The following is a 23,396-nucleotide window of genomic DNA, read 5'->3' on the forward strand; positions in this document are numbered from 1 at the left end:
TCCTGCCAACCATCTATTTCGGGCTTCTTACCATGATCGCCATGTTTATGGCAATTGTGGCAGACTTGCTGCTGCTTCCAGTGCTGCTTCTGATATTTGGGATCTAAATAAACAGTTTAGACCCCAGATTTATATTTTATATTAGACCCAAAAGTGCAACAAAGAGCACGGGCGGTGTAATGACGAGTCCGACTTTCATATATTCGCCCCAAGTGATTTTGACCCCTTTTTGAGCAAGTACATGCAGCCAAAGCAGTGTTGCAAGTGAACCGATAGGTGTCATTTTCGGACCAAGGTTTGAGCCTAAGATATTTGCATAGACCAATGCTTCGTTCCCAACATATCCAACATGGTCAATAGCTATATCCATAATCATAATAGTCGGCATATTGTTCATAATAGAACTAATTACGGCAGATAAAAAGCCGGTTCCGATAACGGCGATTGTAGTTCCGTGAGAGTTTAACTCCGTAATCCATGAAGCTATTATCTCTGTAAGACCTGCGTTTTTAAGACCGTAAACTACGACATACAGTCCGATACTGAACCACACGACCTGCCAAGGTGCCGCTTTTATGGTCATAATAGGTTTTACCGCTTTGTAGTGGTTTGCAATGAGTAAAAATATCAATGCTCCTCCAAGTGCAAAGACAGAAACTGGCAGATGATAATAATCACCTATAAAATAGCCGATCATCAAAAGAGCTAAAAAGAACCATGAGAACTTAATCATAGTCCGGTTTTTTATAACCGATGAAGCCTCCGGCAGTGCTGAGACATCAATAGTAAAAGGGATATCTTTGCGAAAGTAGATCCAAAGAACGACGATAGAGGCGAATATCGCGAGTAGATTAGGCAAGAACATATTTTTCGCATACTCGACAAAGCCTATGTCAAAATATCCTACCGTGACAATATTGGTCAGGTTTGAGATGACAAGCGGGTTTGATGCGCTGTCCCCGATAAAACCGCCAGCCATCAAAAAGGCGAATATAGCCAAAGGCTTCATTTTAAGATACTTCATCTTAGCAAGTAAAATAGGGGTCAAAATAAGTGCCGCACCGTCATTTGCAAAAAACGCAGCGACTATTGCGCCTAAAAGTAGAATGTATACGAACATCTTGTGCCCACTCCCGCCGCTGAGCTTTGCCATCTTGATGGCTGCCCACTCGAAAAAACCTATCTCATCAAGAACCATAGACAAAATTATGATCCCTATAAATGCCAATGTAGCATCCCAAACGATGTCAATAACCGTAAATACATCACTAAAGCCGACAACTCCCGCCATCAGTGCTACAATTGCCCCGACAACTGCAGTGGTGCCGATCTGCAGACCACGCGGCTGCCAAATAACGAACACTAATGTGATCAAAAAAACTAACATCGCCAATGTCATCTATGACTCCTATTATTTTAAAAGACAAAACTATAGCAGAATTAAATCTAAATATCAACATATGTTGATTTAATGATATTATTTCGCTACAATTTTGCAATTCAACACAGAGGAGGTCGGTATGGATATCTTTTTAAAAAGTGTCGCGGCACTAAACGACGAAACAAGAGTTCTCATACTGCGCTTTTTGGATGAGCACGGACGTACTTGTGTCTGCGATCTTCAAAACTCGCTGGACATGATCCAGTCACGTCTCTCGCGCCATCTTAAAATATTAAAAGAGGCTGGATTTCTGCGTGTTGAGAGACGCGGCACTTGGGCATACTACTCTGTTCGTTGCCCGTTAGACCGTTTTCGCTCTGAAGCACTGGAGGAGATTCGCACTTTAGACATTGAACTCCCGCCTTTAAAAAAATCATCACAAACAGGAGAGTGTAAAATATGAAAAAAAATGTACTCATTTTATGTACCGGAAACAGTTGCCGCTCAATTATGGCAGAAGCGCTTATTAATGCAAAATTAGGTGACTGCATCGAAGCTCAAAGCTCAGGCGTGAAAGCAAGCGGAGCCGTAAATCCGAATGCAAAGGCTCTTTTGGAAAAAAAAGGTTACTGGAGGGATGAGTATCACTCAAAAGTTATTGAGACCGTTTTAGACACGCCTTTTGATTTGATCGTGACTGTATGCGACCACGCAAAAGAGACTTGTCCTATGTTTCCAAAGGCGGTTAAGACAATACATGTAGGTTTTGACGATCCGTCCGGCAAAGCAGTAGAAGAGTATGAAAAAACATTGAATTTAATCGAAAAAGGACTTCTTCCTGTTGTCAAAGAGGAACTTTGCTAAATGTGGTATGAACTCTCACAAGAGTTTGTTTATAGCACCATTGGGCTTGATGGGAAATTGGCTGATGCCACGCACTTTTTTATCTATGACACTATAAAGATCTGGTTTTTACTCTTAACAATCATCTTTGTAGTCTCTTTTTTAAGAACATGGGTTAATAGTGAGTATGTAAGAGCGCATCTTCAAGGAAAATCATCATTTTACTCTCATGTGGGAGCGTCCCTATTTGGAATTATTACGCCGTTTTGCTCTTGTTCGGCCATTCCTCTTTTTTTAGGTTTTATTCAAGCAAGAATTCCTCTTGGAGTGACATTTAGTTATCTCATATCCGCTCCAATGAACAATGAGATAGCCATAGCTATGCTATTTGGCATATTTGGATGGAAAGTGACTTCAATATACATCGCTTTTGGTCTGAGTGTGGCTATTGTCGGCGGGTGGCTGATAGGAAAGCTTGGATTGGAAAAAGAGATTTTAATGAACGTAAAACCGATCGAGGGGGAGCTTGAAGCTTCTTTGGTAAAACTGACATTAAAACAGAGATCAAAAGAAGCTTGGGAATATACTCTTGATATTTTCAAAAAAATATATATCTATGTTATGATTGGCGTAGGGGCAGGTGCATGGATACACGGATATATACCGACGGATTTTATAGCTTCCTACACAGGGGAAGGGAATCCATTTGCCGTCATCATCGCTGTACTAATGGGGATACCGATGTACTCAAATGCCGCCGGTGTTATGCCGCTTATAGAGGTTTTAACATCCAAAGGAATGCTTCTAGGGACTGCTCTTAGCTTTATGATGGCTGTTACCGCGCTGAGTCTTCCGGAAGCTTTGATACTGAAAAAAATTATTTCGCTTAAACTTATCGGAATCTTTTTTTCCATTGTCGGAGGTGGAATAATTGCTATAGGGTATCTATTTAACTTAATATTGTAGGAGTATGAATTATGAAAATCGAGATTTTAGGAACAGGTTGTGCAAAGTGCAAAACACTTGAAGCGGTCGCAAAAGAGGCGGTAGCAAAGAGCGGAAAATTTGCGCAGGTAGAGAAAGTTGAAGATATTGCAAAGATCATGGAGTATCAGGTTATGAGCACACCAGCACTTGTAATCGACGGTGTAGTCAAGAGCAGCGGCAAAGTGCTGAGCGTAGATGAAGTTCTAGCGTTTATAAAGAGTTAATAGCAGGAGATAAAATTGCAAGATAAAAAGAAAAAAGAGACACTGCAAATAGTAATATCGTTAAACATCATTTTGGTTATAGCTGAGATAACTGCCGGAATATTTAGCGGTTCCATGGCACTTGTTGCAGATGCTTTTCATAACCTAGGCGATGTTTTGGCACTGTTCATCTCTCTTGTTGCCATTATTTACGGAGCAAAAGAGGCAACAGGCACAATGACTTTTGGCTATATCAAAGCTGAGATGATGGCTGCATTTGTAAACTCTCTTTTTTTAATTATTACAATGCTCTTTATTCTTTTTGAATCAATAAACAGGTTTTTTGAACCGCACGCCATAGATGCACCCATCGTTATAGTTGCCGCACTTATCGCACTGCTTGTAAATGGGTATAGCACCTACCTGCTAAGCAGAGCAAATATAGAGCACCACCATGAAGGCGAAGAGCATCATCACGACCACGGACACAAAGACCTTAACATCACTTCAGCCTATCTGCATATGCTCGGAGATGCCGTAATCTCACTAAGCGTTGCAATCGGCGGGGTAGTGATCTACTTCTTTAATATCGTCTCTATTGACACTGTTTTGTCAATTATCTTTAGTATTTACATCATAAAAGAGACATTCCCTATTTTAAAGAACTCATTTTTTGCGCTTATGGATTCAAGCGGCAGCATTGATGTAAAGAAGATTGAAGATACTATTTTACAAAAACAGATGATATGTTCAGTGCATGACCTGCATATATATACGCCAAATTCAAAAGAAGTATATGGCAGCGCGCATATAGTTTTATGCGAAAACCTCTCACTTGAGGCAATAGAAGCCCTTTTAGAAGAGATCAGAACGGATTTGGCAAAAATCGGGATCAAGCACTTTATCATACAACCAGAGACGCAAAAATATTCAACCGGCGACAGTAGTTGCCAAAGGCACTAAAAGAGCTCTTAAGAACGATCTTAGTTTGAGATTACAATTACAGATTGAGGCTAATTTTTTTAACAAGCTCATCCGTGCTCATATAGTCGAGATTGTTTGAGTAGAATGACTCAAAACTCTCGTTGCCGCTGCGCTCGTTTTTATATATGAGCATTATTTTTTTGACTATGTGTTTTGCCTCGGTAAGCGGAACCGACTTAAATACAACTCTTGCTTCTGAGGCCTTTTTTGTAGCGTAGCCGCCGAGCAGAATATGTACGCCAAAACAGAGCTCTCCGTTTTCATCCCTTGCTTTGCACCCCTCAAAACCTATGTCCGCCACGCCGTGGATACCGCACCCTTTTACACAGCCTGACCAGTACATTCTGACCTTGCCGTTTTTTATAGGCACCTCTTTGTTTAAAAACTGAGCCATACTTATGGCATCGGCTTTGTTTGGAATAACGCCGAAATTGCATGTTGCCGTACCTGCGCAAGCTATCTGATGGTTAAAATAGATGTTTTGATACTGTGCGTATAAGTTGTAAACATCAGAGTTTAAAACAGTTTCTACATGCAGTTTGTCAACTATGATGTAGAGGCTCTGCTCGACCGATAGCCTGATAGAACCCTCAACGCTTTTTGCAAGTTCTGAGACGTTTATAAGATCGCTTCCGCTGAATATTCCGCTTGGAATACTGAAGTGGCACGCGCTAACTTCACTGCCAAGATCAAACACGCCGCCCTCATCAAGCACATACTCTTCACTTGCTAAAATCTCTCCGCTTGGCTTATAATTTATAGATGTAGTTTTTGAGATCGCTTTTGCAAACTCATCCATCCCCACTGCTTCGAGCAAAAAGCAGAGTCTGTTTTTGTTGCGGTTGTCTCTGAAGCCGTACTCTTTAAAGAGCTCAATTACCGCTTTAAATGTTGGCACAACATCCTCTTTTTTTACAAACAAACCGCTGTTTTGTGCCTGAACACCAACTTTTCCGCCGAGATATAGGTTGAAACCTATCTCATCATCTTTTTTTGCGACGATAAAAGAGCAGTCGTGTCCGTAGATGTTGCAGTCGTTTACGTTAGTGCCAAGAATCGCCGTGTTGAACTTTCTTGGAAGCACTCCGAGATACTCCTCTTTTTTTAAAAAGAGCGATTGGAGCTCGTCTATTATAGGCTTGCATTCTATGATGTGTTTGTCTCCAAGACCGTCAAAAGAGCTTGTGATTATGTTTCTGAAGTTGTCTATTCCTGTCTGAAACGTCGTTATACCCGCATCTTCAAGCCTCCTAAGAACAACGCTTACATCTTCTAGTTTTATATATCTGAGTTCAAGCTGCTGTCTTGTGGTTATGTCTATATAGTCGTCTCCGTAAAGTTTTGAGACTTCGCCGATAGTTCTTGCCTGTGCGGTTGTTAGTTGTCCGGCAGGTATGCGCAGGCGGATCATAAACTTGCCGTCATCTTTAAAGTAGAGTCCGAAACATTTTAAGAAGAAACTCTTATCTTCATCACTCAAATTTTCAACTCCCATTGCACAGAGCTCATACATTTTTTCATAAACGCTCAGCGGAGTCTTTATCTTTTTGATCTCCTCGAACTTGTTTATTTTTTTGCTTCTTGCCTCTTTAGCTTCTAGTAATTTTTCCATTTTATATCCTTTTTATAGTTACAGCACTGTGGTTGTAGTCAGGTTGCAGAGACTCTCTGTCAAGCAGGTCGCTTGTCAGATAGTTGACCTCTCTGTTTGTTACAGGTATAAAGAGCGTTTTTGCTCTTATGGCATCAGTAACCACCGCTTTTGTAGTTATGCTTCCGCGCGCTGAGCAGACCAGAATCTCGTCTTTGTCTTTTATCCCGTACTGGGCAGCATCCTCCGTGTTTATCTCGCAGAAATTTAGCTCTTTGTGTTTTAAAAGTGTGGGTGAGAGTCTTGTTTTTGTGCCGCTGTGCCACTGGTCTCTTGTTCTTCCCGTGAGCAGAATAAAAGGAAACTCCAGAGATGGCTTCTCGCTAAGAAGCTTGTTTTGCACAAAAAAAAGATTTCCTTTTTTGTCCGGTGTGAGAAACTCTTTTATATCTTCGCCCCAGACAAAAGGCTTAACGTTTAGCTCATCATATGAAGCTTTATGGATGTCCATATAGTCGTTAAGAGTGCTCATCTGCTGGAACTCTTCAAATATCTCTTTTGTATTTTTAAAATCAAAACCGCTCTCAAAGCCGAGCTTTTGTGCGATAAGCTGAAAAATCTGCCAATCCGCCTTGCAGTCGATAGATGTTCTGGTGAGTTTCTCCTGTTTTGTCATAGTTCTGTCAAGATTTGTCTGCACACCCTCTTTTTCACCCCAAGGAGCCGCAGGCAGTCTTACATGTGCATATTTTGAGCTCTCGCTCTCTTCGTAGGCGTTTATCTCCACTACAAAGGGGATTTTTGATATCGCATCTTCTGTTTTATGTCTGTTTGGAAGGTGATATACGGGGTCCGTGTGGCAGATGATCAAAACATCTATTTGCGGGCATATCATCTGGGTGGCAGTAAGCCCGGGTGTAGAGCTGATGTTGTCAGTTTTCCAGAACTCTGAGACTTTTTTGATTGATTTTTCATCAAATCCAAGATGAACAGCCAGCATAGTGGATAGTCCGCCGACCTCTCTTCCGCCCATAGCGTTTGGCTGACCTGTGAGGCTTAGCGGACCGTTTCCTTTTTTGAATATTTTTCCGCCAAGCAGATGAGTGTTTATAAGAGAGAGATTTTTGTCCACGCCTTGGACTGACTGGTTGATTCCCATAGTCCAAGCCGTTATGATGTTTTGGCTCTCTTTGTAGAGTGAGAAAAACTCCTCAAAAAGCTCGCTGCTTATTCCCGTACGTTTTAACATCTTGGTAGTCGCAGCTCTTTTTAGCTTGTTCTTTAAGAGCTCGAAGTTGTTGATATGCTCTTTTACAAACTCTTTGTCGTAAAGCTCTTCGTCTATCAGTCTTTTTGAGAGCAGGTTGAAGAAGTCTATGTCTCCTCCTGCTTTTATGGGGATGTAGAGGTCTGCGATCTCTGCCGTCATTGTGCGTCTTGGGTCGATAACGACGACTTTTAGCCCCTCTTTTTTAGCTTTTTTTATATTATTATGAAAGACTACATGTGCTTCGGCGGTATTCGCACCGACAAGTATAAGAAGGTTTGAGCTAAATATATCATCCATTCTAAGAGGTACAAAATCTGCACCGAGCGATTTTTTATATGCGACAACCGCGCTTGCCATACATGTACGGCTGTTTGTGTCAACGTTGTTTGTACCTATAAAACCTTTTGCGAGTTTGTTCGCTATATAGTAATCTTCGGTAAGAAGCTGTCCTGAGAGGTAGAAGCCGACTCTCTCTTTTGGAGTCTCTGAGATCTTCTTTGCTATAAGTTCTATAGAACTCTCCCATGAGGCTGTTTGAAACTGCTCATTTATACTTTTCCTTAAAAGCGGTCTAAGCAGCCTTGAAGAAGTTTGAATAGTTGAGAGCTCAGACACCCCTTTTGCACACACTTTTCCCTGATTTGTCGGGTATGTGATGTCGCCTATGAGCTTATGTTCATCATACTCCAGTCCGCAGCCGACACCACAATAACCGCACACCGACTTTATCATAATATCTCCTTTTTCCAAGTTTATAGAGAAAATTATACAGGTTGCTAATGAAAAATTAAGCTTAGTATTGATTAATATTTAAGCAATAAGTTGATTATTGCTGATATCAATCGTGATACAATTTCGGCATAATGAAATTTTAAGGAGTCAACATGTCAAAAGGAATAATGAAATTTGGAGTCGGAGTCTCACTTTTGGCTTCGGCACTTTCAGCTGCACCCCAGAAGAGTGATCTGAAAATAGGCTTTATTGCCCTAACGGATTGTGCACCTATAGTAATAGCATACGAGAAGGGCTTTTTCAAAAAACATGGTTTAAATGTGCATGTAGTAAAAGAGGGCGGAGGATGGCCCGGGATTCAGCAAAAGGTGATAAACGGAGAGTACGATTTTTCTCACGCTCTGGCGGGTATGCCTATTGCGGCAACGCTTGGAATCAACGGAGATGCAAATCTTCAAGCTCTTCTCAGTCTTGATTTTAACGGTAACGGTATTACTTTTGGCAATAACATCATAGAAAAAATGAAAGAGCACGGAATGGACGAAAAAACGCGTCCTCTTGGTTCCGAATCTTTGAAAAAATATATAGATGCAAAGCATAAAGAGGAGGGCTCAAACTATCAGCCACTAAGTTTTGGCATGGTTCACCCTGTCTCCACCCATAACTATGAGCTTCGCTACTGGATGGCGAGCAGCGGGATAAGACCTGATGAAGATGCGACAATAAAACCGTTTCCTCCGCCGACTATGCCATCAAACCTCATAGCCGGAAACATTGAGGGTTACTGTGTGGGCGAGCCTTGGAATGAGCGCGTTGTAATGGAGAACAAAGGTTCAACGCTTGTTACAAACTATGATATATGGAACAACAACCCTGAAAAAGTGCTTCAGGCAAGAGCGGATTTTATAGAGAAAAACCCAGAGACTACAAAAGCCGTGATGAAAGCGATTTTAGAGGCTCAGATCTGGCTTGACACTTCATGGGAGAACAGAAAGGAAGCTGCAAAGATTTTAAGCAAACCTAACTATGTCAAAGCGCCTCTAAGGGTTTTGGAAAAATCGATGACAGGCACATTTCAGTACCTAAAAGGGCAGGAGTCGGAGCCAAATCCGCAGTTTAACGTTTTTGCAAACTACTATGCGGCTTACCCGTTTTACAGTCACGGAATGTGGTTTATAACCCAGATGTACAGATGGGGTCAGCTGGAGAGTGCCGTAAATATGAAAGAGGTGATAGAGAAGGTCTACAGACCGGACCTTTTTGAAGAGGTGGCAAAAGAGATCGGATATACGCTTCCTCCGAGTGCGTGGAAAAAAGACGGTGTAGATGAGTTCAATATGTTTATGGATAAAAAAGTGTGGGACCCAAACAAGGCGGTTGAGTATATCTACAGTTTTGAAGTTACGGCTCCAAAGGTCAGCAAAGAGGAACTTTTGAAGGTAAATGACTGGCAGGTGGAGACAAAACAGCCCGCATATGTCTGTCCTTACGGACCTGCAGGGTGTGCGGACGTAAAGTATGTCGGCAAAAAATAGGCACTATAATTTAGAGTCTGTTAATTTATTACAGAAGGGATTAAAATGAGCAGAGAGCTTCAAAAAAAGATAATACTTCCTATCTTGATGTTAGTAGTGATAATTCAGATATGGGGAAACATAGCTGATAAAGTTGAAGGGTTTCCGACTCCATATAACACCTACATAGCGGCATTTGGTGGTGTAAATAGTTTTGATGAGGAGATAGAGGGAGTTTTAAGCGATCCTTTTTATGTAAACAACCAAGACGACAAGGGAATTTTTTGGCAGGTTCTTGCCTCTTTGGAGAGAGTCTTTTACGGCTTTGTGCTTGCAATTGCAGTCGGTGTTCCGCTTGGACTTTTTATAGGTATGAGCCCAAGCGCACAGTACGCTTTTGACCCTTTTATACAGATATTTAAGCCGGTCTCGCCGCTGGCTTGGCTGCCTCTGCTGCTCTTTATATTTCAAGATATTAATCTGACAGCGATCTCGACAATCTTTGTAACGTCGATCTGGCCGATTATCATTAATACGACACAGGGAGTCAAAAGTGTAAATCAGGACTATCTAAACGTCGCAAAGGTTTTGAACTTCTCGCCTTTTGAGAAGATATTTAAAATCATACTGCCTGTTGCCGTTCCTTTTATATTTACCGGGATGAGGCTCTCTTTGGGGATCGCATGGCTTGTGATCGTTGCTGCGGAGATGTTAACAGGCGGTATAGGGATCGGTTTTTGGATTTGGGATGAGTATAACAACCTAAACTACTACAGCATTATCATAGGTATTATCGTTGTAGGTCTTATAGGATTTTTACTCGATTTGGGCATGGGTAAAATAGCAGATTTCTTTGATTATAGAAAAAAAGGCAGAGCGTAATGAGCAGAAAATTTTTAAGTTTACAAAATATTGAAAAAAGATTTGAGATCCCGTCAAAAGATGACTACATAGCAGTAACGGATGTAAATCTTGATATACGAGAGAATGAGATAGTCTCCATCATAGGACACAGCGGATGTGGGAAAAGTACACTGTTAAATATGATCTCAGGGCTTGATATGCAGAGCAACGGGGTTATTTTACTTGAGAACAAGCATATCGAGGGACCGGGGCCCGAGCGCGCCGTAGTTTTTCAAAACCACTCGCTTCTTCCTTGGCTTAGCGTATATGACAACATTGCTCTTGCCGTCAAAAAGGTAATGCCATCTTTAAGCAAAAGCGAGGTAAAAGCAAGGGTCGAGAAGTTTATAAAGATGGTAAACCTTGATGCTGCAAAAGATAAAAAACCAGATGAGATAAGCGGCGGTATGAAACAGCGTGTTGGAATTGCAAGAGCGCTCTCCATAGAGCCAAAGGTACTTTTGATGGATGAGCCTTTCGGGGCGCTTGACAGTTTGACTCGGGCAAACCTTCAGGAACATCTTATGCGAATACAAGAGAGCGTTAAGAACACCGTGATAATTATTACTCACGATATTGACGAAGCCGTGCTTTTGAGCGACAGGGTCATCATGATGACAAACGGTCCGAGTGCTACGGTTGGAGAGATCTTGGAGGTGAATCTGGAGCGTCCAAGAGACAGGGTCTCTCTCCAAAGTGATCCCGAGTATATAAGATGCCGCGAAGCTATACTTGAGTTTTTATACAAAAAGTTTGCAAAAGAGGATGAGTAGCACGTAGTGGTATAAGCAGTTATTTTTCGCCATCTAAAAACTCTAAAATAAGTGCCATCCGCTGATAGTGAACCTTTAGGTTTATGTCGGCGAACGGATGTTCATACTCCTCCCCATCTAGTGTTTTGGCACCTCTCTCTTTTGCGCTCTCTCTTAGCGGGGATGTCATGCTACTAGGAAGAACAGAATCACTTTGTGCAGTGATCACAAAAATTTTACCTGCATCTTTGGGGAGATTTTCCAGCGGGTCTATAGATTTTGGACATCCAAAGGGTGAGAGAGAACTCGGAGCAGAGTCTATAACTGCCGCATCATACTCCAAGCCTGAGCCTATGACGTTTAGCATGACCGCACCGCCAAGCGAGATGCCGTAGAGCAGTTTTCTTTTATATCTTTTATTTAGCGTTTGGGCAATCTCTTTATAGTCCTCTATTATCGCTTTTATGCGTCTGCTTCCCTCTGAGTTTGCATAGCCTCTGTAATCGTAAACATACACATCATAACCTCTTTGTGAGAAGCTCTTTAGCATAACGACCATCTGGTCCGAGAGCATGGTATTTCCCATAGCGACCAAAATATACCCTTTTGGAGAGGTTTTTGCGTAGCCGTTATTTGAGGAGTATCTGTAACCTCTAAGCGTTTTGCCATCAGACGTCACGTATTGGCTTGGCTCGATAAAAGGGATGTTTGCGACAATGCTGCTGTCAGGTTTGGGTGTCATAGAGCTCCACATCCAAAAAACGAACGGCTCAAAAAAAGTGCCGCAAAGAGCCTCTTCTCTATCATTTGCATATATGCTTTGAGCAAAAAGAGAGACTAAAAGCAGTGAAAAAAGCGATTTTTTCATACTACTCTCCACCAACCCAAACAATATGCTCTGCCGTCATTGAAACTCTCTTTTTATAGCTCACTATATCGGTTATGCCATCAAAACTGCTACTCATCATGGAGTAGATATAAAAGTGAGGGTTTTTAGAGTATAGACTTCTTAACATGTAGATAATTGTCTTTGGCGAGATATGGTGGCTTAGGTTTAGAGTGCTCTCTTCAACCAAAGAACAAGCCAAAGCGTAGGGATTTTTCTCATCATGGCAGGTGTCTATAAAGATAATCTCATCCGCATCTTGAAGCTCTAAGACCGTCTCGGGCGTGAGCTGATGAGCAGAGAGGAGTTTTGTCTCTTTTAGCGGGAGTTTTTGCAGCTCTTTTATGACATCAAGCCCGAAAGCATCCTCGCCTCTAATAGAGCTGCCATACCCTATGACGGCTCTCATCAGTTTCTCTCGATCACTTGGATTACTTTTTTGTTGTGATCCCGCACCTCTATTTTAGACGAGACTATTCCCAGCGCATGAGTAGAGCAGCTAAGACATGGGTCAAAACATCTGATTACCGCTTCAACTCTGTTAAGTGCGCCGTCTGTTATGTTTTTGCTGTCCACAAACGCAAGGGCTGTCTGTTTTACCCCCGCGTTCATGGCAAGGTTGTTGTTTCCAGTCGCTATGAGAAGATTTACGGCTGTTATGATTCCCTCTTTTGTGACTTGGTAGTCGTGAAAGAGCGTTCCCCTCGGTGCTTCCGAACACCCGACACTTCTTAGATTGCTTATTTTTGAGGTTACTTTTGTATTTCCGCTCATCGTCTCATCGTCATTTAAAAGCATCTCGATCTTCTCAATGGCGTAGATGATCTCGATAAGCCTTGCGTAGTGGTAGTAAAATGAGTTTAAAACTGGTTTGCCGTCTCCTTTCTCTTTGAACTTTTTAAACTCCTCGTCCGCCAAAGGAGTGCCGCAGCTTTGTGCTATGTTAAGCCTTGCGAGCGCTCCTACTCTGTACATTCCATTCTCGTAGCCAAGCGGTTTGTAGTATGGAGATTTCAGGTAGCTCTCCTCCTCCACTGCTTCGCCGATAAACTCTCTGTAATCTTGCGGATTGATTTTATCTTTTAGGATATTTCCCTCGCTGTCCATAAAACAGAGCTCTCCGTCGTAGTGTTCAAGCGTTCTCTTTTCGTTTGAGAGTGCCATAAAAAGAGATGGAAACGAAGCAAAAGCGTCTATCTCTTTTTGAAACTTATGAAGATTTGTTTTAAAAAATTCCAGTGCGCTCTGCGCTATTTTCATCATATCTGGGATTTGCGCTAATATTGCCTCTTTTTGGCTTTGCTCTATTTTATGCTCCACTCCACCTGGTACTATTCCTGTCGGATGTATTCTTTTTCCCGCCAACTCCTCTATGATCTTTTGCCCGAATGCTCTTAGGTTTATGCCGTCTCTTGCCATTTGCGGGTGTGTCTGCATCATTTTAAATATATTTCTATCCTCTTTAGGCGCGTCAAAACCGTAGATAAAATCGGGACTGGAGAGGTGAAAAAAGTTTAGCGCGTGGGATTGCACTATCTGCGCTAAGTTTATGATCTTTCGTATATTTATGCCAGCTTGCGGCGGAGTGATTGCTAAAATCTCATCAATTGCTTTTGTAGATGCTATAACATGGCTAACGGGACAGATACCGCAAGTTCTGGCAGTAAGGGCAGGCATCTCGGTGTAGATTCTGCCCTCGCAAAACTTCTCAAAACCGCGGTATTGCGTTACATGTATCTTTGCATCTTCTACTTTGCCCTCTTTATCAAGGTCTATTGTAATCTTTGCATGCCCCTCGATCCTTGTTACGGGGTCGATTATGATTTTTTTGCTATCCATCGTTACTTTCCAAATCTTGTAAGTTCATGCACGTTTATCTCTCTGCCCTCGATAAGCGCTTTTAGCATCTCATATATCGCATCTGAGGGAGTAGGGCAGCCCGGGAGAAAATAGTCTACTTGTACAACTTCATGCAGAGGCAAAACTTTATCTAAGAGTTTTGGAACTATCTTAGAGGGGTACTCTTTGCTCTCGTTCATGTCTGCCAAATCCAAATAACCCCTCTCTAGAACCGCATCACTGCCAAAGAGGTTTTTCATAGCAGAGACATTTCCCGTAATAGCGCAATCCCCAAGAGCGAGTATGAGCTTTGAGTTTTCTCTTATCTTCTTTATCATCGCTATGTCATGGTCGGTGCTGAGTGCACCCTCAACAATGGAGAGGTCAACATCCTTTGGAAACTCTTTTGCATCTATATAAGGGCTGTAAACGACATCAATAAATGGAGCTATCTCTATGAGCTTCTCATCCATATCGAGTATCGACATGTGACACCCTGAACAGCCGTCAAGCCAAAGAGTTGCAAGGCGAATCTTCTTCATCCTTGGCTCCTGTTTTTTATAAGCTCCGTAATGATCTCTCTCTTTTTAATGACATCTTCTTCGCTTATGTCTTTTTCATAAAGCGCACCCGTCGGGCAGACATAGACGCATTTCCCACAACTTGTGCAGCTCTGCGAATCAGCCCACGGTTCGTCCATATCGTGAACTATTCTCATATTCAGCCCTCTGCCTGCGAGATCAAGTGCATGTGCGCCTTCGATCTCATCGCAGACACGGATACATCTTGTACAGAGTATGCATCTATTTGGGTCATTGACGAAATTTTTATGCGAAGCGTCTATCTCAAATCTTTGGTTGATATAAGGTACTTCGGAGTGTTCAAGCGGCAGTTCTACCGATTTGCTTTGAAGTTCGCAGTCTCCGTTTGCAACGCAGGTAGAGCATACGTGAGAGCGCTCGGAAAACATCATGGAGAGTATCATCTTCCTTGCGGCTTCTATCTGGGGCGAATTAGTTGTAACCTCCATCCCCTCTTTTATCTTGGCGGTACATGCGGGGGTAGGTTTATGGCTCCCCTTTATCTCCACTATGCACATTCTGCATGAGCCCACACAGCTAAGCCCCTCTAAGTAACACATGGTAGGGATCTCGATGTTGTTGTCGCGCGCAACCTCCAAAATGGTCTGGTTTGACTGCCCGGTTACGCAGATGTCGTTTATCTTAAAGCTTTTAACTCTTACTTTTTCTCTAATCATCACAAATTCCTGCCAGATATTCATCTTCAAAGTATCTTATCGTGCTTAAAACGGGATTTGGTGCAGTCTGCCCAAGCCCGCAAAGACTGGTACTTTTTACCATTTTGCACATCTCTTTTAAAAGTTCAAAGTCGCTCTTTGTCGCCTTTTTTGCTATAAACTTATCCAAAAGCATGGTAAGCTCAGTTGTTCCTACTCGGCAAGGAGTACACTTTCCGCATGACTCGCTCCTGCAAAAGTCCATAAAGAAGCGCGCAATCTCAACCATATTTGAGCCCTCATCAATTACTATCAGCCCGCCGCTTCCCATGATGGAGCCTGCACTTTTGAGTGATTCGTAATCAACCTGCAGGTCTAAAAGATGCTCCGGAATGCATCCTCCGCTGGGTCCACCTGATTGTATGGCTTTAAATTTTCTGCCATCTTCAACACCGCCGCCGATATCAAAGATAAGCTCTCTTAAAGTCGTTCCCATCTCAACTTCTACAAGTCCCGTATTTTTTATATGCCCGGTGAGTGCAAAAACTTTTGTTCCGCTTGAACTCTCTGTTCCAATGGCCCTAAACCAAGCACCGCCGTTTTTGATGATCGGTGCGATGTTTGCGAGTGTTTCGACATTGTTTAAAACGGTAGGCTTGCCCCAAAGTCCGTAATCACTCAGATGAGGCGGTTTTTGCCTTGGATGTCCGCGATTCCCTTCTATGGAAGCTATGAGCGCCGTCGCTTCTCCGCAGACAAACGCACCTGCACCAAGTCTTATCTCAACACTGAAATTAAAACCGCTGTGAGCGATATTTTCTCCCAATATCCCAAACTTTGTTGCCTGTTTTATGGCTCTAGAGAGCTTTTCTACCGCTATGGGGTACTCAGCTCTGACATAGATATAACCCTTGTTAGCACCGCAGGCATAACCCGCAATCGCCATTCCCTCCAATACTCTGTGAGGATCGCCCTCCATAACAGCTCTGTCCATAAAAGCCCCGGGGTCGCCCTCATCACCGTTGCAGATGATGTATTTCTGTTCGCTTATCACTTTAGAGACGCTCTCCCATTTAAGCCCTGTCGGATAACCTCCGCCGCCGCGGCCTCGAAGAGCGCTTATCTTCACCTCTTCGATAACCTCTTTTGGGCTCATCTCATCAAGCGCACGAAACAGCGACATATAACCGCCACTTGCTATATAATCCTCTATGCTCTGGGGGTCAATAACTCCTACATTCTCAAGAACGACTCTTCTCTCTTTTGGATGGATATCTGAGGGGGTCTTAAAATCTTTTTTACTGTTTAGGGCAGCTTCTTGAAGCTCTTGTATGGAAGTGATCATTTTATCATCTCCTCAATATCGCACAGTGGATTTTCAAGCGATACTTTACCTTTTATCTGCTCATCACAGACTATGACGGGAGCCAAAGAGCATGAGCCGAAACATCTTGCGGTAAGTAGCGATAAAGCTTCATCCGATGTAGTTTCACCCGCTTTTATGCCGTACCTTTTTTCTATCTTCTCAAGGATCTTCTGGGAGCCTTTTATATAACAGGCTGTTCCCAAACAAACAACAATGTTATGTCTGCCTTTTGGTTTTAGTCTGAAGTAGTTGTAAAACGTGGCAACGCCGTAGACTTTTGAGTAGGGGAGTTTTAACCTTTTGGCGATGTACTTTAGCGCATCAATGCCCAAATATCCGAATGTCTCTTGAGCGCTGTGAAGAACCTCGATGAGCGCACTCTTCTCATAAGAGAGCTTTTTCATGCTCTTCTCTAGTGTTCTGTATCTGTCGTCTGCGCTAACGTCCATCTTATAATATCCTTCATAGGAAACTTTCTCTATTATAAGGAACAATTTATTAAAATAGTCTAATCTTTATAAAAAAGGGGCACATTTATGAAATATATAGTTATTTTTCAGCTTGTCATCACAACTCTGTTCGCACACGGCAAAGAGCATGAGCATCTGCACTTCTTCTCATCCCTGCATGCAGAGTATTTTGTTATGTTTATAGCGAGTTTGATCTGCGGTTATCTGATTTACAGCCTGTTTTACAAAGGCAGCAGATAATGTGCAAAGATTGCGGATGCAGCATAACGGAGCATACAGATGAACAGCATCACAAACACTCCCATGAGATGCAAAACGTCCATGCAAACCCTCAGCTAAATGACGCAAAGACCATAGAGGTTATTGAGAAGATTTTAGATAAAAATGACCATGAGGCTTCTCATAACAGAGCACATTTTGAGAGTCACAATGTTTTGGCGATAAACATTATGAGCAGCCCCGGAAGCGGAAAAACAGCTCTTTTAGAGAAGTTCGCAGATATGGCAAAGTTCAGATTTGGGGTTATTGAGGGCGATTTGCAGACTTCAAGGGATGCGGAGAGACTAATAGCAAAAGGCATAGACGCCTATCAGATACAAACAGGGAGTGCGTGTCATTTGGATGCTTTTATGGTTCATAAAGCGCTTCATCATATAGACCTGGACAGAGTTGATGTCTGCTTTGTGGAAAATGTCGGAAACCTTGTATGTCCAGCCTCTTATGATGTAGGAACACACCTAAACATCGTCCTTGTAAGTGTTCCAGAGGGAGATGACAAGATAGCAAAATACCCCGTGATGTTTAGAAAAGCCGACTTGGTGCTCATAACAAAAACAGACCTTTTGCCATATATTGAGTTTGATGTGGAAGCTGAGAAAAAAGAGGCTAGAAAACTGAAGCCAAACGTTGACATCTTGGAGGTAAGCACCAAGGATGACGCCTCAGTGCAGAGAGTGCTTAACTGGATAGAATTTAAAAGAGAGATGAGATAATGTGCCTCTCGATCCCAAGCCGCGTGACGAAGATAGATAAAGAGAGAAACGTAGCCACTGTCGATACGATGGGAGTGAGCCGTGAAGCTTCGCTTGATTTAATGCAGGAGGGAAGTGTAGCGGTTGGGGATTATGTTCTTATACATGTAGGTTTTATAATGAACAAGATCGACAATGAAGATGCCCTGCTTAGCCTCGAAGCATTTGATGAAATAGCCAGAAGGGCGGATGATGAGTAGAGAGCTTGGACTAAAAGAGCTCTATTTCGGCTTTAGAGACCCTCGTGCCATAAAAGCCTACGCAAAGCTTATAGAGCAAGAAGCCCAAAAAATACCAAATGAGGTAAACATCATGGAGGTATGCGGCGGACATACGCATACGATTATGAAGTACGGCTTAAACCAGTTGCTGCCAAAAAACGTGAAGTTTGTTCACGGTCCCGGCTGTCCTGTCTGCATCATGCCAAAGGAGAGGATAGACCACGCTTATGTATTAGCAGAGCAAAAAGATGTCATTCTGATAACTCTTGGAGATATGATAAAAGTTCCAGGAAGCCATGGAACGCTTCAAGATGCAAGAGCAAAAGGAAGCGACGTCAGATTTGTCTACTCTCCTATGGATACACTTAAGATCGCCAAGCAAAACCCAGATAAAACAGTTATATTTTTTGCCATAGGTTTTGAGACGACAACGCCCATGACAGCGGCACTTATCAATCAAGTCATAGAGAAGCGCATAAATAACATCCTCTTTCACATAAACCACGTAACCGTTCCCGAACCGATGAGGGTTTTGCTTGACGATGAGACAAACAAGATAGACGCTTTTATTGGACCTGCACATGTCAGTGTAATAAGCGGAAGCAAAATTTATGAGGAGTTCCCGCGGGATTATAAAAAGCCGGTGGTAGTTAGCGGTTTTGAGCCTGTCGATGTTATGAAGTCGGTTTTAATGATCTTAAAACAGCTGAGCGAAGGCAGATGTGAAGTTGAGGTCGAGTACAGCAGAAGCGTTACGCATGACGGCAATACAGAGGCGCAAAAACTAAATAACATGTACTTTGAGAAAAGGGAGCATTTTAGATGGCGCGGTATCGGTGACATAGCTAAGAGCGCTTTGAAGTTAAAAGATGAGTACGGCTATCTTGATGCTGAGGTTTTCTACAAAGAGATACTGCCTAACGAGAAGATAGACGACCATAAACTCTGCATCTGCGGGGATATTTTAAAGGGCAAGGCAAACCCCGTAGAGTGCAAAGTATTTGGCAAAGCCTGCAAGCCCTCAAGCCCGCTTGGAAGCTGTATGGTAAGCAGCGAAGGAGCGTGCGCTGCGTACTATAAATATGGAAATTTACTATAAAAGGTTTTAGATGCAATACAGATACATAGGAAAAACAGGGCTTAGGGTCACTCCCATCTGCTTGGGAACTATGAGTTTTGGTTCTTGGAGCGATGAAGCAGAGGCTTTTAGGATTATGGACAAGGCGTACGATCGAGGGATCAATTTTTTTGATACCGCCGAACTCTACCCCGTGCCGCCGGATGAAAAATATGCAGGCGTAACCGAGACTATTGTGGGAAAATGGCTCAAAGGCAAGCCAAGAGAGAGCATAATAGTGGCTTCAAAGGTCGCAGGTGCGGCAAACGGCTGGTTTGTTCCGCCTATCCGCCACGGCTTTACTGCAATAGACAAGTTTCACATAAAAAGAGCTATAGAAGGGAGTTTGAAGCGGCTGCAGACTGACTATATAGACCTGTATCAGATGCACTGGCCTGACTCTGTCGTGCCGATAGGGGAGTCTCTGAGGGCTTTTGACGAGCTTGTAAAAGAGGGCAAGGTGCGATACATCGGAACTTCAAACGACACGGCTTACGGACTTACAAAAGCAAACGAAACTTCAAAAAGGCTGGGCATTGCAAGATTTGAGTCTATTCAGAACAACTTTTCACTCAACAATCCTCGCTTTTTGGATGAGCTTGCAACCGTCTGCAAAAGAGAGCAGATATCGCTTCTGCCATACTCTCCTCTGGCTGGCGGAGTGCTCAGCGGAAAGTATAACAGCGATTTTTACCCTGAGAATGCGCGCTATTCGGACTATGTAAATAGCAAAAGCAGTCGCCTAAACTCTCAAGCCGCAAGGTTTGTAAATGAGAAAACACTCAAAGCTACAGCGCGCTATGTGGAGATAGCAAAAAAGCTTGAAATCTCCCCTGTGACTTTAGCGGTGGCATATTCAAAACAGTTTGAGTTTGTGGCCTCTACTATTATCGGAGCAAGAAATGCTCAGCAGCTTGATGAATCTTTTGCCGCAATGGATATGACATTATCGGATGAGACGATGAGCGAGATAAAGGCGGTACAGCAAGAGATCATGTACCCGATGGGTTGATAGATGAAAAAGCTCTACATCATCAGACACGCAAAATCGAGCTGGAGCGATGAGACGCTTGATGACTTTGAGCGACCTCTGAACAAAAGAGGAAAAGCAAATGCTCCGATGATGGGAGAGCGGCTCAAAAAAAAGGGCGTAATGCCCGACATTATCATCTCTAGCCCTGCAAAAAGGGCAAAAAGTACCGCTGAGATAATAGCCAAGCAAATAGGGTATAAAAACATACTTTTTTTGGATGATATTTACGAAGCAACATCCGAGACACTGAGTAAGATAGTTAAAAGTCTTGACGACAGTTACAAAATCATCTTTTTGGTAGGGCACAATCCATCGCTTAATGAGCTGGCATATAATCTCGCAGGCTTTAATGAGAATATCCCAACATGCGGCATTGTAGAGATAGAGTTCAAGTGTAAGAAATGGGCAGAAATAGCTCCCCAAAATGCAAAGTTAGTGATGTTTGAGTATCCTAAAAAGGGTGGTGAATAGCTTATGGAAAATGCGCTTTTAGCTAAAAAACTTGAAAAATTTAAAGAGTTTATAAACCGTTTCACAAAAAAATCCCTCCAAAGCGCCGATGATATCCACACTTTGCGCATTAAGTGCAGAGAGCTTTTTTCTCTGCTTGACAAAGAGGGCGCATTTGCTAAAAGCGTAAAAAAAGTCATCTCTTTGAGTAATGAGATAAGAGATATCGATGTCTTTTTTGATGACTATCTTGAGTCTTTGCCAAAAAAGTATAGAAAAAAAGTGCTAGAACAGATATCCGAAAAAGCAAAAGAGGGTGGCAGAAAAAAAGAGATAAACGAGCTTCATAAATACCTCAAAAATCTAAAAATCCCAAATAGCGCAGAGCAAAAAACAGAGGAAAAAACAGAGCAAAATCTGGTTGCGATGGAATTTCCGAAGTTTGATAAAAAGAAGCTGCACAAATATAGAATTTACATCAAAAAGAGGCTCTATGTAGAGAAAAACAGCTCTTCAAAAGATGAGAAGAAGATAAAAAGTTTAACAGAGACAAAAGACGCTTTGGGTGCTATAAACGACAACTACAACGGACTAGAGAGACTGCGTAGCTACGGCGTAAAAGAGAAGCTGCATGAGAAGATAGAGAAGTTTACGCAGGAAGAGAATCAAAAACTTTACGAAGCGGTAAAAAATTGAAATGAAAAATACAATCTATGAATATAGTGAAGTAAAAGATGAAAAGCTAAAAAAGTACATCATAGATACACCTCTGCTGCACAAATATTTTGAATATAATTGGGGTGTTTTAAAATCGCAACAATATTGCGGAATATTAAACTATGACAATCAAGATTTTTATCTGCTTCCCAAAATAGCCGACAATAACGATGAAAAAAACCTTGATATTTTTATCTACATGTTAATGTACGCATATGACATAAAGCTTGAAAATGAAGATATAGCTTCATGTAAAAATGAAAAACATAACATCTTGGAAGTATTTATACAGATGTTTGCAAGTAACTTATTTAAAGAGTTTAAACGGGGTGTTTATAGAGAGTACATCACAGAACAAGATAACTTGACGACTCTAAGAGGAAAATATCTCATAAATGAAAATCTAAAGTTCAATCATATAAAAAACAAGATTTACTGTGAATATGATGAGTTTAGCATGGATAATCAACTAAACCAATTCTTTTTATACGCTGTTAAAACATTATTAAAATACATAAAAAATAAAAAGCTTTTAAAACAGTGTGAGTTGGTACTCGATGAGGCAGAGTATAAAACTTTTGATATAAATAATCTACATGTACATTTTAATAGACTCAATAATAGGTTTAAAGATAGTTTTGAGTTTGCGCTTTTGCTTTTAAACAAATCTATCCCGCTCTTTGCAAAAGATAAAAAGAGTTTTGCATTTTTGTTTGACATGAATATGCTTTTTGAGAGATTTGTCGGCAAGATGATAAAAGAACTTGAACCCGAAACACTGCTTCAAAGCTGTGACACATACGGAGATTTAATTTTAAAACCTGATATCATTGTAAAAGATTTGATAATTGATACCAAATATAAAAAGCTTGGTGCAAAAAATGAGATAAAAAGAGACGATAAATTTCAGATGTTCGTTTACGGCAAAAACTACGGTATAAAAGATACTATGCTTTTGTATCCTAAACATCTGGAGCATTTTGACTATGATTTGGTTTTAGGGGAAAAGGGTGAGGAAGTAAATATGAAAGTAAAGAGCTTGGATTTGTGGTTTTATGGGTGTGGTTATAAAGAGTATGTTGAAGAGATGAGAATGAGAATAGGGGGAATTATTTGAGTAAAGTAATAATTATAAGCGGTGCTGGCATTAGCGCAGAATCTGGCATCAAAACCTTTAGAGACTCGGACGGTTTATGGAATAACCATAATGTACAAGAAATTTGCAATGTAGATAGTTTAGAAAAAAATGAAGATTTAACGATAGAGTTCTATGATAGCAGACGAAAAGAGCTGGAACAAAAAAAGCCAAATAAAGCGCATCTAAAAATAGCTGAGTTAAAAAAAGAGTTTCCAAATGATGTAACGGTAATAACTCAAAATGTTGATAACCTTTTTGAGAAGGCAGGTTTATCAAAAGATGAAATAGTGCACTTGCATGGATTTTTAACAGAGGTTAAATGTAGAAATAAAAGTTGTGATTTTATTACGGATATAATGCACGAAGAATTAAAAAGTTTTAACAACGGAATGTGTCCAAAATGCAATTCTAAGCTACGACCGAATATAGTTTTCTTTGGTGAAGAAGCTCCGGAATACTCAAAACTGTATAAAGAGATGAATGACTGTAAGCTATTGGTTGTTATAGGCACAAGCGGTTCTGTAATCAACCCTGATAGTTTAGTAGTACATGTAGAAAAGTCTATTTTAAACAATCTAGAGCCAAGCAAAGCTATTTTTGATGAGTTGTATACCCATGTCTTTTATATGCCTGTAACAGAGGCTATAAAAGATATAGCGATAGAGATCAAGTCTGTTTTGCGTGGTTAAAATGGTTTATATAAGAAATAAAACTAGAATAAAGGGGTTATT

General features: G+C 41.5%; 27 protein-coding genes. 17 read left to right on the plus strand and 10 right to left on the minus strand.

Annotated elements, in window-relative coordinates; genetic code table 11:
• Positions 1–136 precede the first annotated feature (136 nt).
• Complete coding sequence (locus tag RBR61_RS03215; protein WP_320342069.1) at positions 137–1,399, minus strand: arsenic transporter; 1,263 nt, start codon at positions 1,397–1,399, stop codon at positions 137–139.
• Positions 1,400–1,520: 121 nt separating this feature from the next.
• On the opposite strand from RBR61_RS03215, the gene RBR61_RS03220 reads away from it, so the two are divergent.
• Genes RBR61_RS03220 through RBR61_RS03240 form a run of 5 tightly spaced genes read left to right on the plus strand, consistent with a single transcriptional unit; the run spans position 1,521 to position 4,377 of the window.
• Positions 1,521–1,844: a metalloregulator ArsR/SmtB family transcription factor gene (locus RBR61_RS03220; RefSeq protein ID WP_320342070.1), complete on the plus strand. Its 324-nt coding sequence runs from the start codon at positions 1,521–1,523 to the stop codon at positions 1,842–1,844.
• Positions 1,841–2,245 carry an arsenate reductase ArsC gene (locus RBR61_RS03225; protein WP_320342071.1) on the plus strand — a complete coding sequence of 135 codons (405 nt, stop codon included), beginning with the start codon at positions 1,841–1,843 and terminating at the stop codon, positions 2,243–2,245. The genes RBR61_RS03220 and RBR61_RS03225 overlap by 4 nt, the downstream gene beginning before the upstream one ends.
• Positions 2,246–3,190: a permease gene (locus RBR61_RS03230; protein WP_320342072.1), complete on the plus strand. Its 945-nt coding sequence runs from the start codon at positions 2,246–2,248 to the stop codon at positions 3,188–3,190.
• A gap of 11 nt (positions 3,191–3,201) precedes the next feature.
• Entirely contained in the window at positions 3,202–3,435 is a 234-nt protein-coding gene (locus RBR61_RS03235; RefSeq protein WP_320342073.1) for a thioredoxin family protein, read from the plus strand.
• 15 nt (positions 3,436–3,450) lie between these two features.
• Positions 3,451–4,377, plus strand: a complete 927-nt coding sequence (locus tag RBR61_RS03240; RefSeq protein ID WP_320342074.1) for a cation diffusion facilitator family transporter — start codon at positions 3,451–3,453, stop codon at positions 4,375–4,377.
• Positions 4,378–4,414: 37 nt separating this feature from the next.
• Here RBR61_RS03240 and RBR61_RS03245 read toward each other — a convergent pair whose 3' ends face one another.
• Both RBR61_RS03245 and RBR61_RS03250 read right to left on the minus strand, forming a co-directional pair.
• Positions 4,415–6,010: a ferredoxin--nitrite reductase gene (locus tag RBR61_RS03245; protein WP_320342075.1), complete on the minus strand. Its 1,596-nt coding sequence runs from the start codon at positions 6,008–6,010 to the stop codon at positions 4,415–4,417.
• A gap of 1 nt (position 6,011) precedes the next feature.
• Positions 6,012–7,991, minus strand: coding sequence for a molybdopterin oxidoreductase family protein (locus RBR61_RS03250; RefSeq protein ID WP_320342076.1), 1,980 nt, complete (start codon positions 7,989–7,991; stop codon positions 6,012–6,014).
• A 152-nt stretch (positions 7,992–8,143) separates the two neighbouring features.
• On the opposite strand from RBR61_RS03250, the gene RBR61_RS03255 reads away from it, so the two are divergent.
• From RBR61_RS03255 to RBR61_RS03265, 3 genes are read left to right on the plus strand one after another with little or no spacing between them, the layout of a single operon-like run.
• Positions 8,144–9,526, plus strand: coding sequence for a CmpA/NrtA family ABC transporter substrate-binding protein (locus RBR61_RS03255; RefSeq protein ID WP_320342077.1), 1,383 nt, complete (start codon positions 8,144–8,146; stop codon positions 9,524–9,526).
• A gap of 45 nt (positions 9,527–9,571) precedes the next feature.
• Positions 9,572–10,387 carry a nitrate ABC transporter permease gene (ntrB, locus tag RBR61_RS03260; protein WP_320342078.1) on the plus strand — a complete coding sequence of 272 codons (816 nt, stop codon included), beginning with the start codon at positions 9,572–9,574 and terminating at the stop codon, positions 10,385–10,387.
• Positions 10,387–11,181: an ABC transporter ATP-binding protein gene (locus tag RBR61_RS03265; protein WP_320342079.1), complete on the plus strand. Its 795-nt coding sequence runs from the start codon at positions 10,387–10,389 to the stop codon at positions 11,179–11,181. The genes ntrB and RBR61_RS03265 overlap by 1 nt, the downstream gene beginning before the upstream one ends.
• A 19-nt stretch (positions 11,182–11,200) precedes the next feature.
• Here the strand turns inward: RBR61_RS03265 and RBR61_RS03270 are convergent, their stop codons facing one another.
• Genes RBR61_RS03270 through RBR61_RS03300 form a run of 7 tightly spaced genes read right to left on the minus strand, consistent with a single transcriptional unit; the run spans position 11,201 to position 16,937 of the window.
• Positions 11,201–12,028, minus strand: a complete 828-nt coding sequence (locus RBR61_RS03270; protein WP_320342080.1) for an alpha/beta hydrolase — start codon at positions 12,026–12,028, stop codon at positions 11,201–11,203.
• Between the two features lies 1 nt (position 12,029).
• Positions 12,030–12,455, minus strand: a complete 426-nt coding sequence (locus tag RBR61_RS03275; RefSeq protein ID WP_320342081.1) for a hypothetical protein — start codon at positions 12,453–12,455, stop codon at positions 12,030–12,032.
• Positions 12,455–13,885 carry a Ni/Fe hydrogenase subunit alpha gene (locus RBR61_RS03280; RefSeq protein ID WP_320342082.1) on the minus strand — a complete coding sequence of 477 codons (1,431 nt, stop codon included), beginning with the start codon at positions 13,883–13,885 and terminating at the stop codon, positions 12,455–12,457. The genes RBR61_RS03275 and RBR61_RS03280 overlap by 1 nt, the downstream gene beginning before the upstream one ends.
• Positions 13,886–13,887: 2 nt before the next feature.
• Positions 13,888–14,427, minus strand: a complete 540-nt coding sequence (locus RBR61_RS03285) for a hypothetical protein (protein WP_320342083.1) — start codon at positions 14,425–14,427, stop codon at positions 13,888–13,890.
• Positions 14,424–15,143: a 2Fe-2S iron-sulfur cluster-binding protein gene (locus tag RBR61_RS03290; protein WP_320342084.1), complete on the minus strand. Its 720-nt coding sequence runs from the start codon at positions 15,141–15,143 to the stop codon at positions 14,424–14,426. The genes RBR61_RS03285 and RBR61_RS03290 overlap by 4 nt, the downstream gene beginning before the upstream one ends.
• Positions 15,136–16,467, minus strand: a complete 1,332-nt coding sequence (locus RBR61_RS03295; protein WP_320342085.1) for an NADH-quinone oxidoreductase subunit F — start codon at positions 16,465–16,467, stop codon at positions 15,136–15,138. Before RBR61_RS03295 ends, RBR61_RS03290 begins: the two co-directional genes overlap by 8 nt.
• Positions 16,464–16,937, minus strand: coding sequence for an NAD(P)H-dependent oxidoreductase subunit E (locus RBR61_RS03300; RefSeq protein ID WP_320342086.1), 474 nt, complete (start codon positions 16,935–16,937; stop codon positions 16,464–16,466). The genes RBR61_RS03295 and RBR61_RS03300 overlap by 4 nt, the downstream gene beginning before the upstream one ends.
• An 87-nt stretch (positions 16,938–17,024) precedes the next feature.
• On the opposite strand from RBR61_RS03300, the gene RBR61_RS03305 reads away from it, so the two are divergent.
• Genes RBR61_RS03305 through RBR61_RS03345 form a run of 9 tightly spaced genes read left to right on the plus strand, consistent with a single transcriptional unit; the run spans position 17,025 to position 23,354 of the window.
• Entirely contained in the window at positions 17,025–17,198 is a 174-nt protein-coding gene (locus RBR61_RS03305) for a hypothetical protein (RefSeq protein ID WP_320342087.1), read from the plus strand.
• Positions 17,198–17,950 carry a hydrogenase nickel incorporation protein HypB gene (gene hypB / locus RBR61_RS03310; RefSeq protein WP_320342088.1) on the plus strand — a complete coding sequence of 251 codons (753 nt, stop codon included), beginning with the start codon at positions 17,198–17,200 and terminating at the stop codon, positions 17,948–17,950. The genes RBR61_RS03305 and hypB overlap by 1 nt, the downstream gene beginning before the upstream one ends.
• Entirely contained in the window at positions 17,950–18,189 is a 240-nt protein-coding gene (locus RBR61_RS03315) for a HypC/HybG/HupF family hydrogenase formation chaperone (RefSeq protein WP_320342089.1), read from the plus strand. Before hypB ends, RBR61_RS03315 begins: the two co-directional genes overlap by 1 nt.
• Positions 18,182–19,309, plus strand: coding sequence for a hydrogenase formation protein HypD (gene hypD, locus RBR61_RS03320; RefSeq protein ID WP_320342159.1), 1,128 nt, complete (start codon positions 18,182–18,184; stop codon positions 19,307–19,309). The genes RBR61_RS03315 and hypD overlap by 8 nt, the downstream gene beginning before the upstream one ends.
• A gap of 10 nt (positions 19,310–19,319) precedes the next feature.
• Complete coding sequence (locus RBR61_RS03325) at positions 19,320–20,339, plus strand: aldo/keto reductase (RefSeq protein WP_320342090.1); 1,020 nt, start codon at positions 19,320–19,322, stop codon at positions 20,337–20,339.
• 3 nt (positions 20,340–20,342) lie between these two features.
• The gene (locus tag RBR61_RS03330; protein ID WP_320342091.1) at positions 20,343–20,831 is read left to right on the plus strand and encodes a histidine phosphatase family protein; all 489 of its coding nucleotides are present in this window, start codon (positions 20,343–20,345) and stop codon (positions 20,829–20,831) included.
• A 3-nt stretch (positions 20,832–20,834) separates the two neighbouring features.
• The gene (locus RBR61_RS03335; protein ID WP_320342092.1) at positions 20,835–21,506 is read left to right on the plus strand and encodes a CHAD domain-containing protein; all 672 of its coding nucleotides are present in this window, start codon (positions 20,835–20,837) and stop codon (positions 21,504–21,506) included.
• A 1-nt stretch (position 21,507) separates the two neighbouring features.
• Positions 21,508–22,644: a restriction endonuclease gene (locus RBR61_RS03340; protein WP_320342093.1), complete on the plus strand. Its 1,137-nt coding sequence runs from the start codon at positions 21,508–21,510 to the stop codon at positions 22,642–22,644.
• Entirely contained in the window at positions 22,641–23,354 is a 714-nt protein-coding gene (locus tag RBR61_RS03345; RefSeq protein WP_320342094.1) for a Sir2 family NAD-dependent protein deacetylase, read from the plus strand. The genes RBR61_RS03340 and RBR61_RS03345 overlap by 4 nt, the downstream gene beginning before the upstream one ends.
• Positions 23,355–23,396: the final 42 nt, after the last annotated feature.

Origin of the sequence: Sulfurimonas sp. (assembly GCF_034005705.1) — a bacterium.
Lineage (GTDB): Bacteria > Campylobacterota > Campylobacteria > Campylobacterales > Sulfurimonadaceae > Sulfurimonas.

Coding starts and splice junctions, on each gene's coding strand:
- RBR61_RS03255 (WP_320342077.1), top strand. CDS start 8,144: ATGTCAAAAGGAATAATGAAATTTGGAGTCGGAGTCTCACTTTTGGCT.
- hypD (WP_320342159.1), top strand. CDS start 18,182: ATGAGTAGAGAGCTTGGACTAAAAGAGCTCTATTTCGGCTTTAGAGAC.
- RBR61_RS03315 (WP_320342089.1), top strand. CDS start 17,950: ATGTGCCTCTCGATCCCAAGCCGCGTGACGAAGATAGATAAAGAGAGA.
- RBR61_RS03340 (WP_320342093.1), top strand. CDS start 21,508: ATGAAAAATACAATCTATGAATATAGTGAAGTAAAAGATGAAAAGCTA.
- ntrB (WP_320342078.1), top strand. CDS start 9,572: ATGAGCAGAGAGCTTCAAAAAAAGATAATACTTCCTATCTTGATGTTA.
- RBR61_RS03280 (WP_320342082.1), bottom strand. CDS start 13,885: ATGGATAGCAAAAAAATCATAATCGACCCCGTAACAAGGATCGAGGGG.
- RBR61_RS03285 (WP_320342083.1), bottom strand. CDS start 14,427: ATGAAGAAGATTCGCCTTGCAACTCTTTGGCTTGACGGCTGTTCAGGG.
- RBR61_RS03335 (WP_320342092.1), top strand. CDS start 20,835: ATGGAAAATGCGCTTTTAGCTAAAAAACTTGAAAAATTTAAAGAGTTT.
- RBR61_RS03305 (WP_320342087.1), top strand. CDS start 17,025: ATGAAATATATAGTTATTTTTCAGCTTGTCATCACAACTCTGTTCGCA.
- RBR61_RS03215 (WP_320342069.1), bottom strand. CDS start 1,399: ATGACATTGGCGATGTTAGTTTTTTTGATCACATTAGTGTTCGTTATT.
- RBR61_RS03245 (WP_320342075.1), bottom strand. CDS start 6,010: ATGGAAAAATTACTAGAAGCTAAAGAGGCAAGAAGCAAAAAAATAAAC.
- RBR61_RS03295 (WP_320342085.1), bottom strand. CDS start 16,467: ATGATCACTTCCATACAAGAGCTTCAAGAAGCTGCCCTAAACAGTAAA.
- RBR61_RS03325 (WP_320342090.1), top strand. CDS start 19,320: ATGCAATACAGATACATAGGAAAAACAGGGCTTAGGGTCACTCCCATC.
- RBR61_RS03300 (WP_320342086.1), bottom strand. CDS start 16,937: ATGGACGTTAGCGCAGACGACAGATACAGAACACTAGAGAAGAGCATG.
- RBR61_RS03290 (WP_320342084.1), bottom strand. CDS start 15,143: ATGATTAGAGAAAAAGTAAGAGTTAAAAGCTTTAAGATAAACGACATC.
- RBR61_RS03220 (WP_320342070.1), top strand. CDS start 1,521: ATGGATATCTTTTTAAAAAGTGTCGCGGCACTAAACGACGAAACAAGA.
- hypB (WP_320342088.1), top strand. CDS start 17,198: ATGTGCAAAGATTGCGGATGCAGCATAACGGAGCATACAGATGAACAG.
- RBR61_RS03230 (WP_320342072.1), top strand. CDS start 2,246: ATGTGGTATGAACTCTCACAAGAGTTTGTTTATAGCACCATTGGGCTT.
- RBR61_RS03275 (WP_320342081.1), bottom strand. CDS start 12,455: ATGAGAGCCGTCATAGGGTATGGCAGCTCTATTAGAGGCGAGGATGCT.
- RBR61_RS03225 (WP_320342071.1), top strand. CDS start 1,841: ATGAAAAAAAATGTACTCATTTTATGTACCGGAAACAGTTGCCGCTCA.
- RBR61_RS03270 (WP_320342080.1), bottom strand. CDS start 12,028: ATGAAAAAATCGCTTTTTTCACTGCTTTTAGTCTCTCTTTTTGCTCAA.
- RBR61_RS03235 (WP_320342073.1), top strand. CDS start 3,202: ATGAAAATCGAGATTTTAGGAACAGGTTGTGCAAAGTGCAAAACACTT.
- RBR61_RS03250 (WP_320342076.1), bottom strand. CDS start 7,991: ATGATAAAGTCGGTGTGCGGTTATTGTGGTGTCGGCTGCGGACTGGAG.
- RBR61_RS03330 (WP_320342091.1), top strand. CDS start 20,343: ATGAAAAAGCTCTACATCATCAGACACGCAAAATCGAGCTGGAGCGAT.
- RBR61_RS03265 (WP_320342079.1), top strand. CDS start 10,387: ATGAGCAGAAAATTTTTAAGTTTACAAAATATTGAAAAAAGATTTGAG.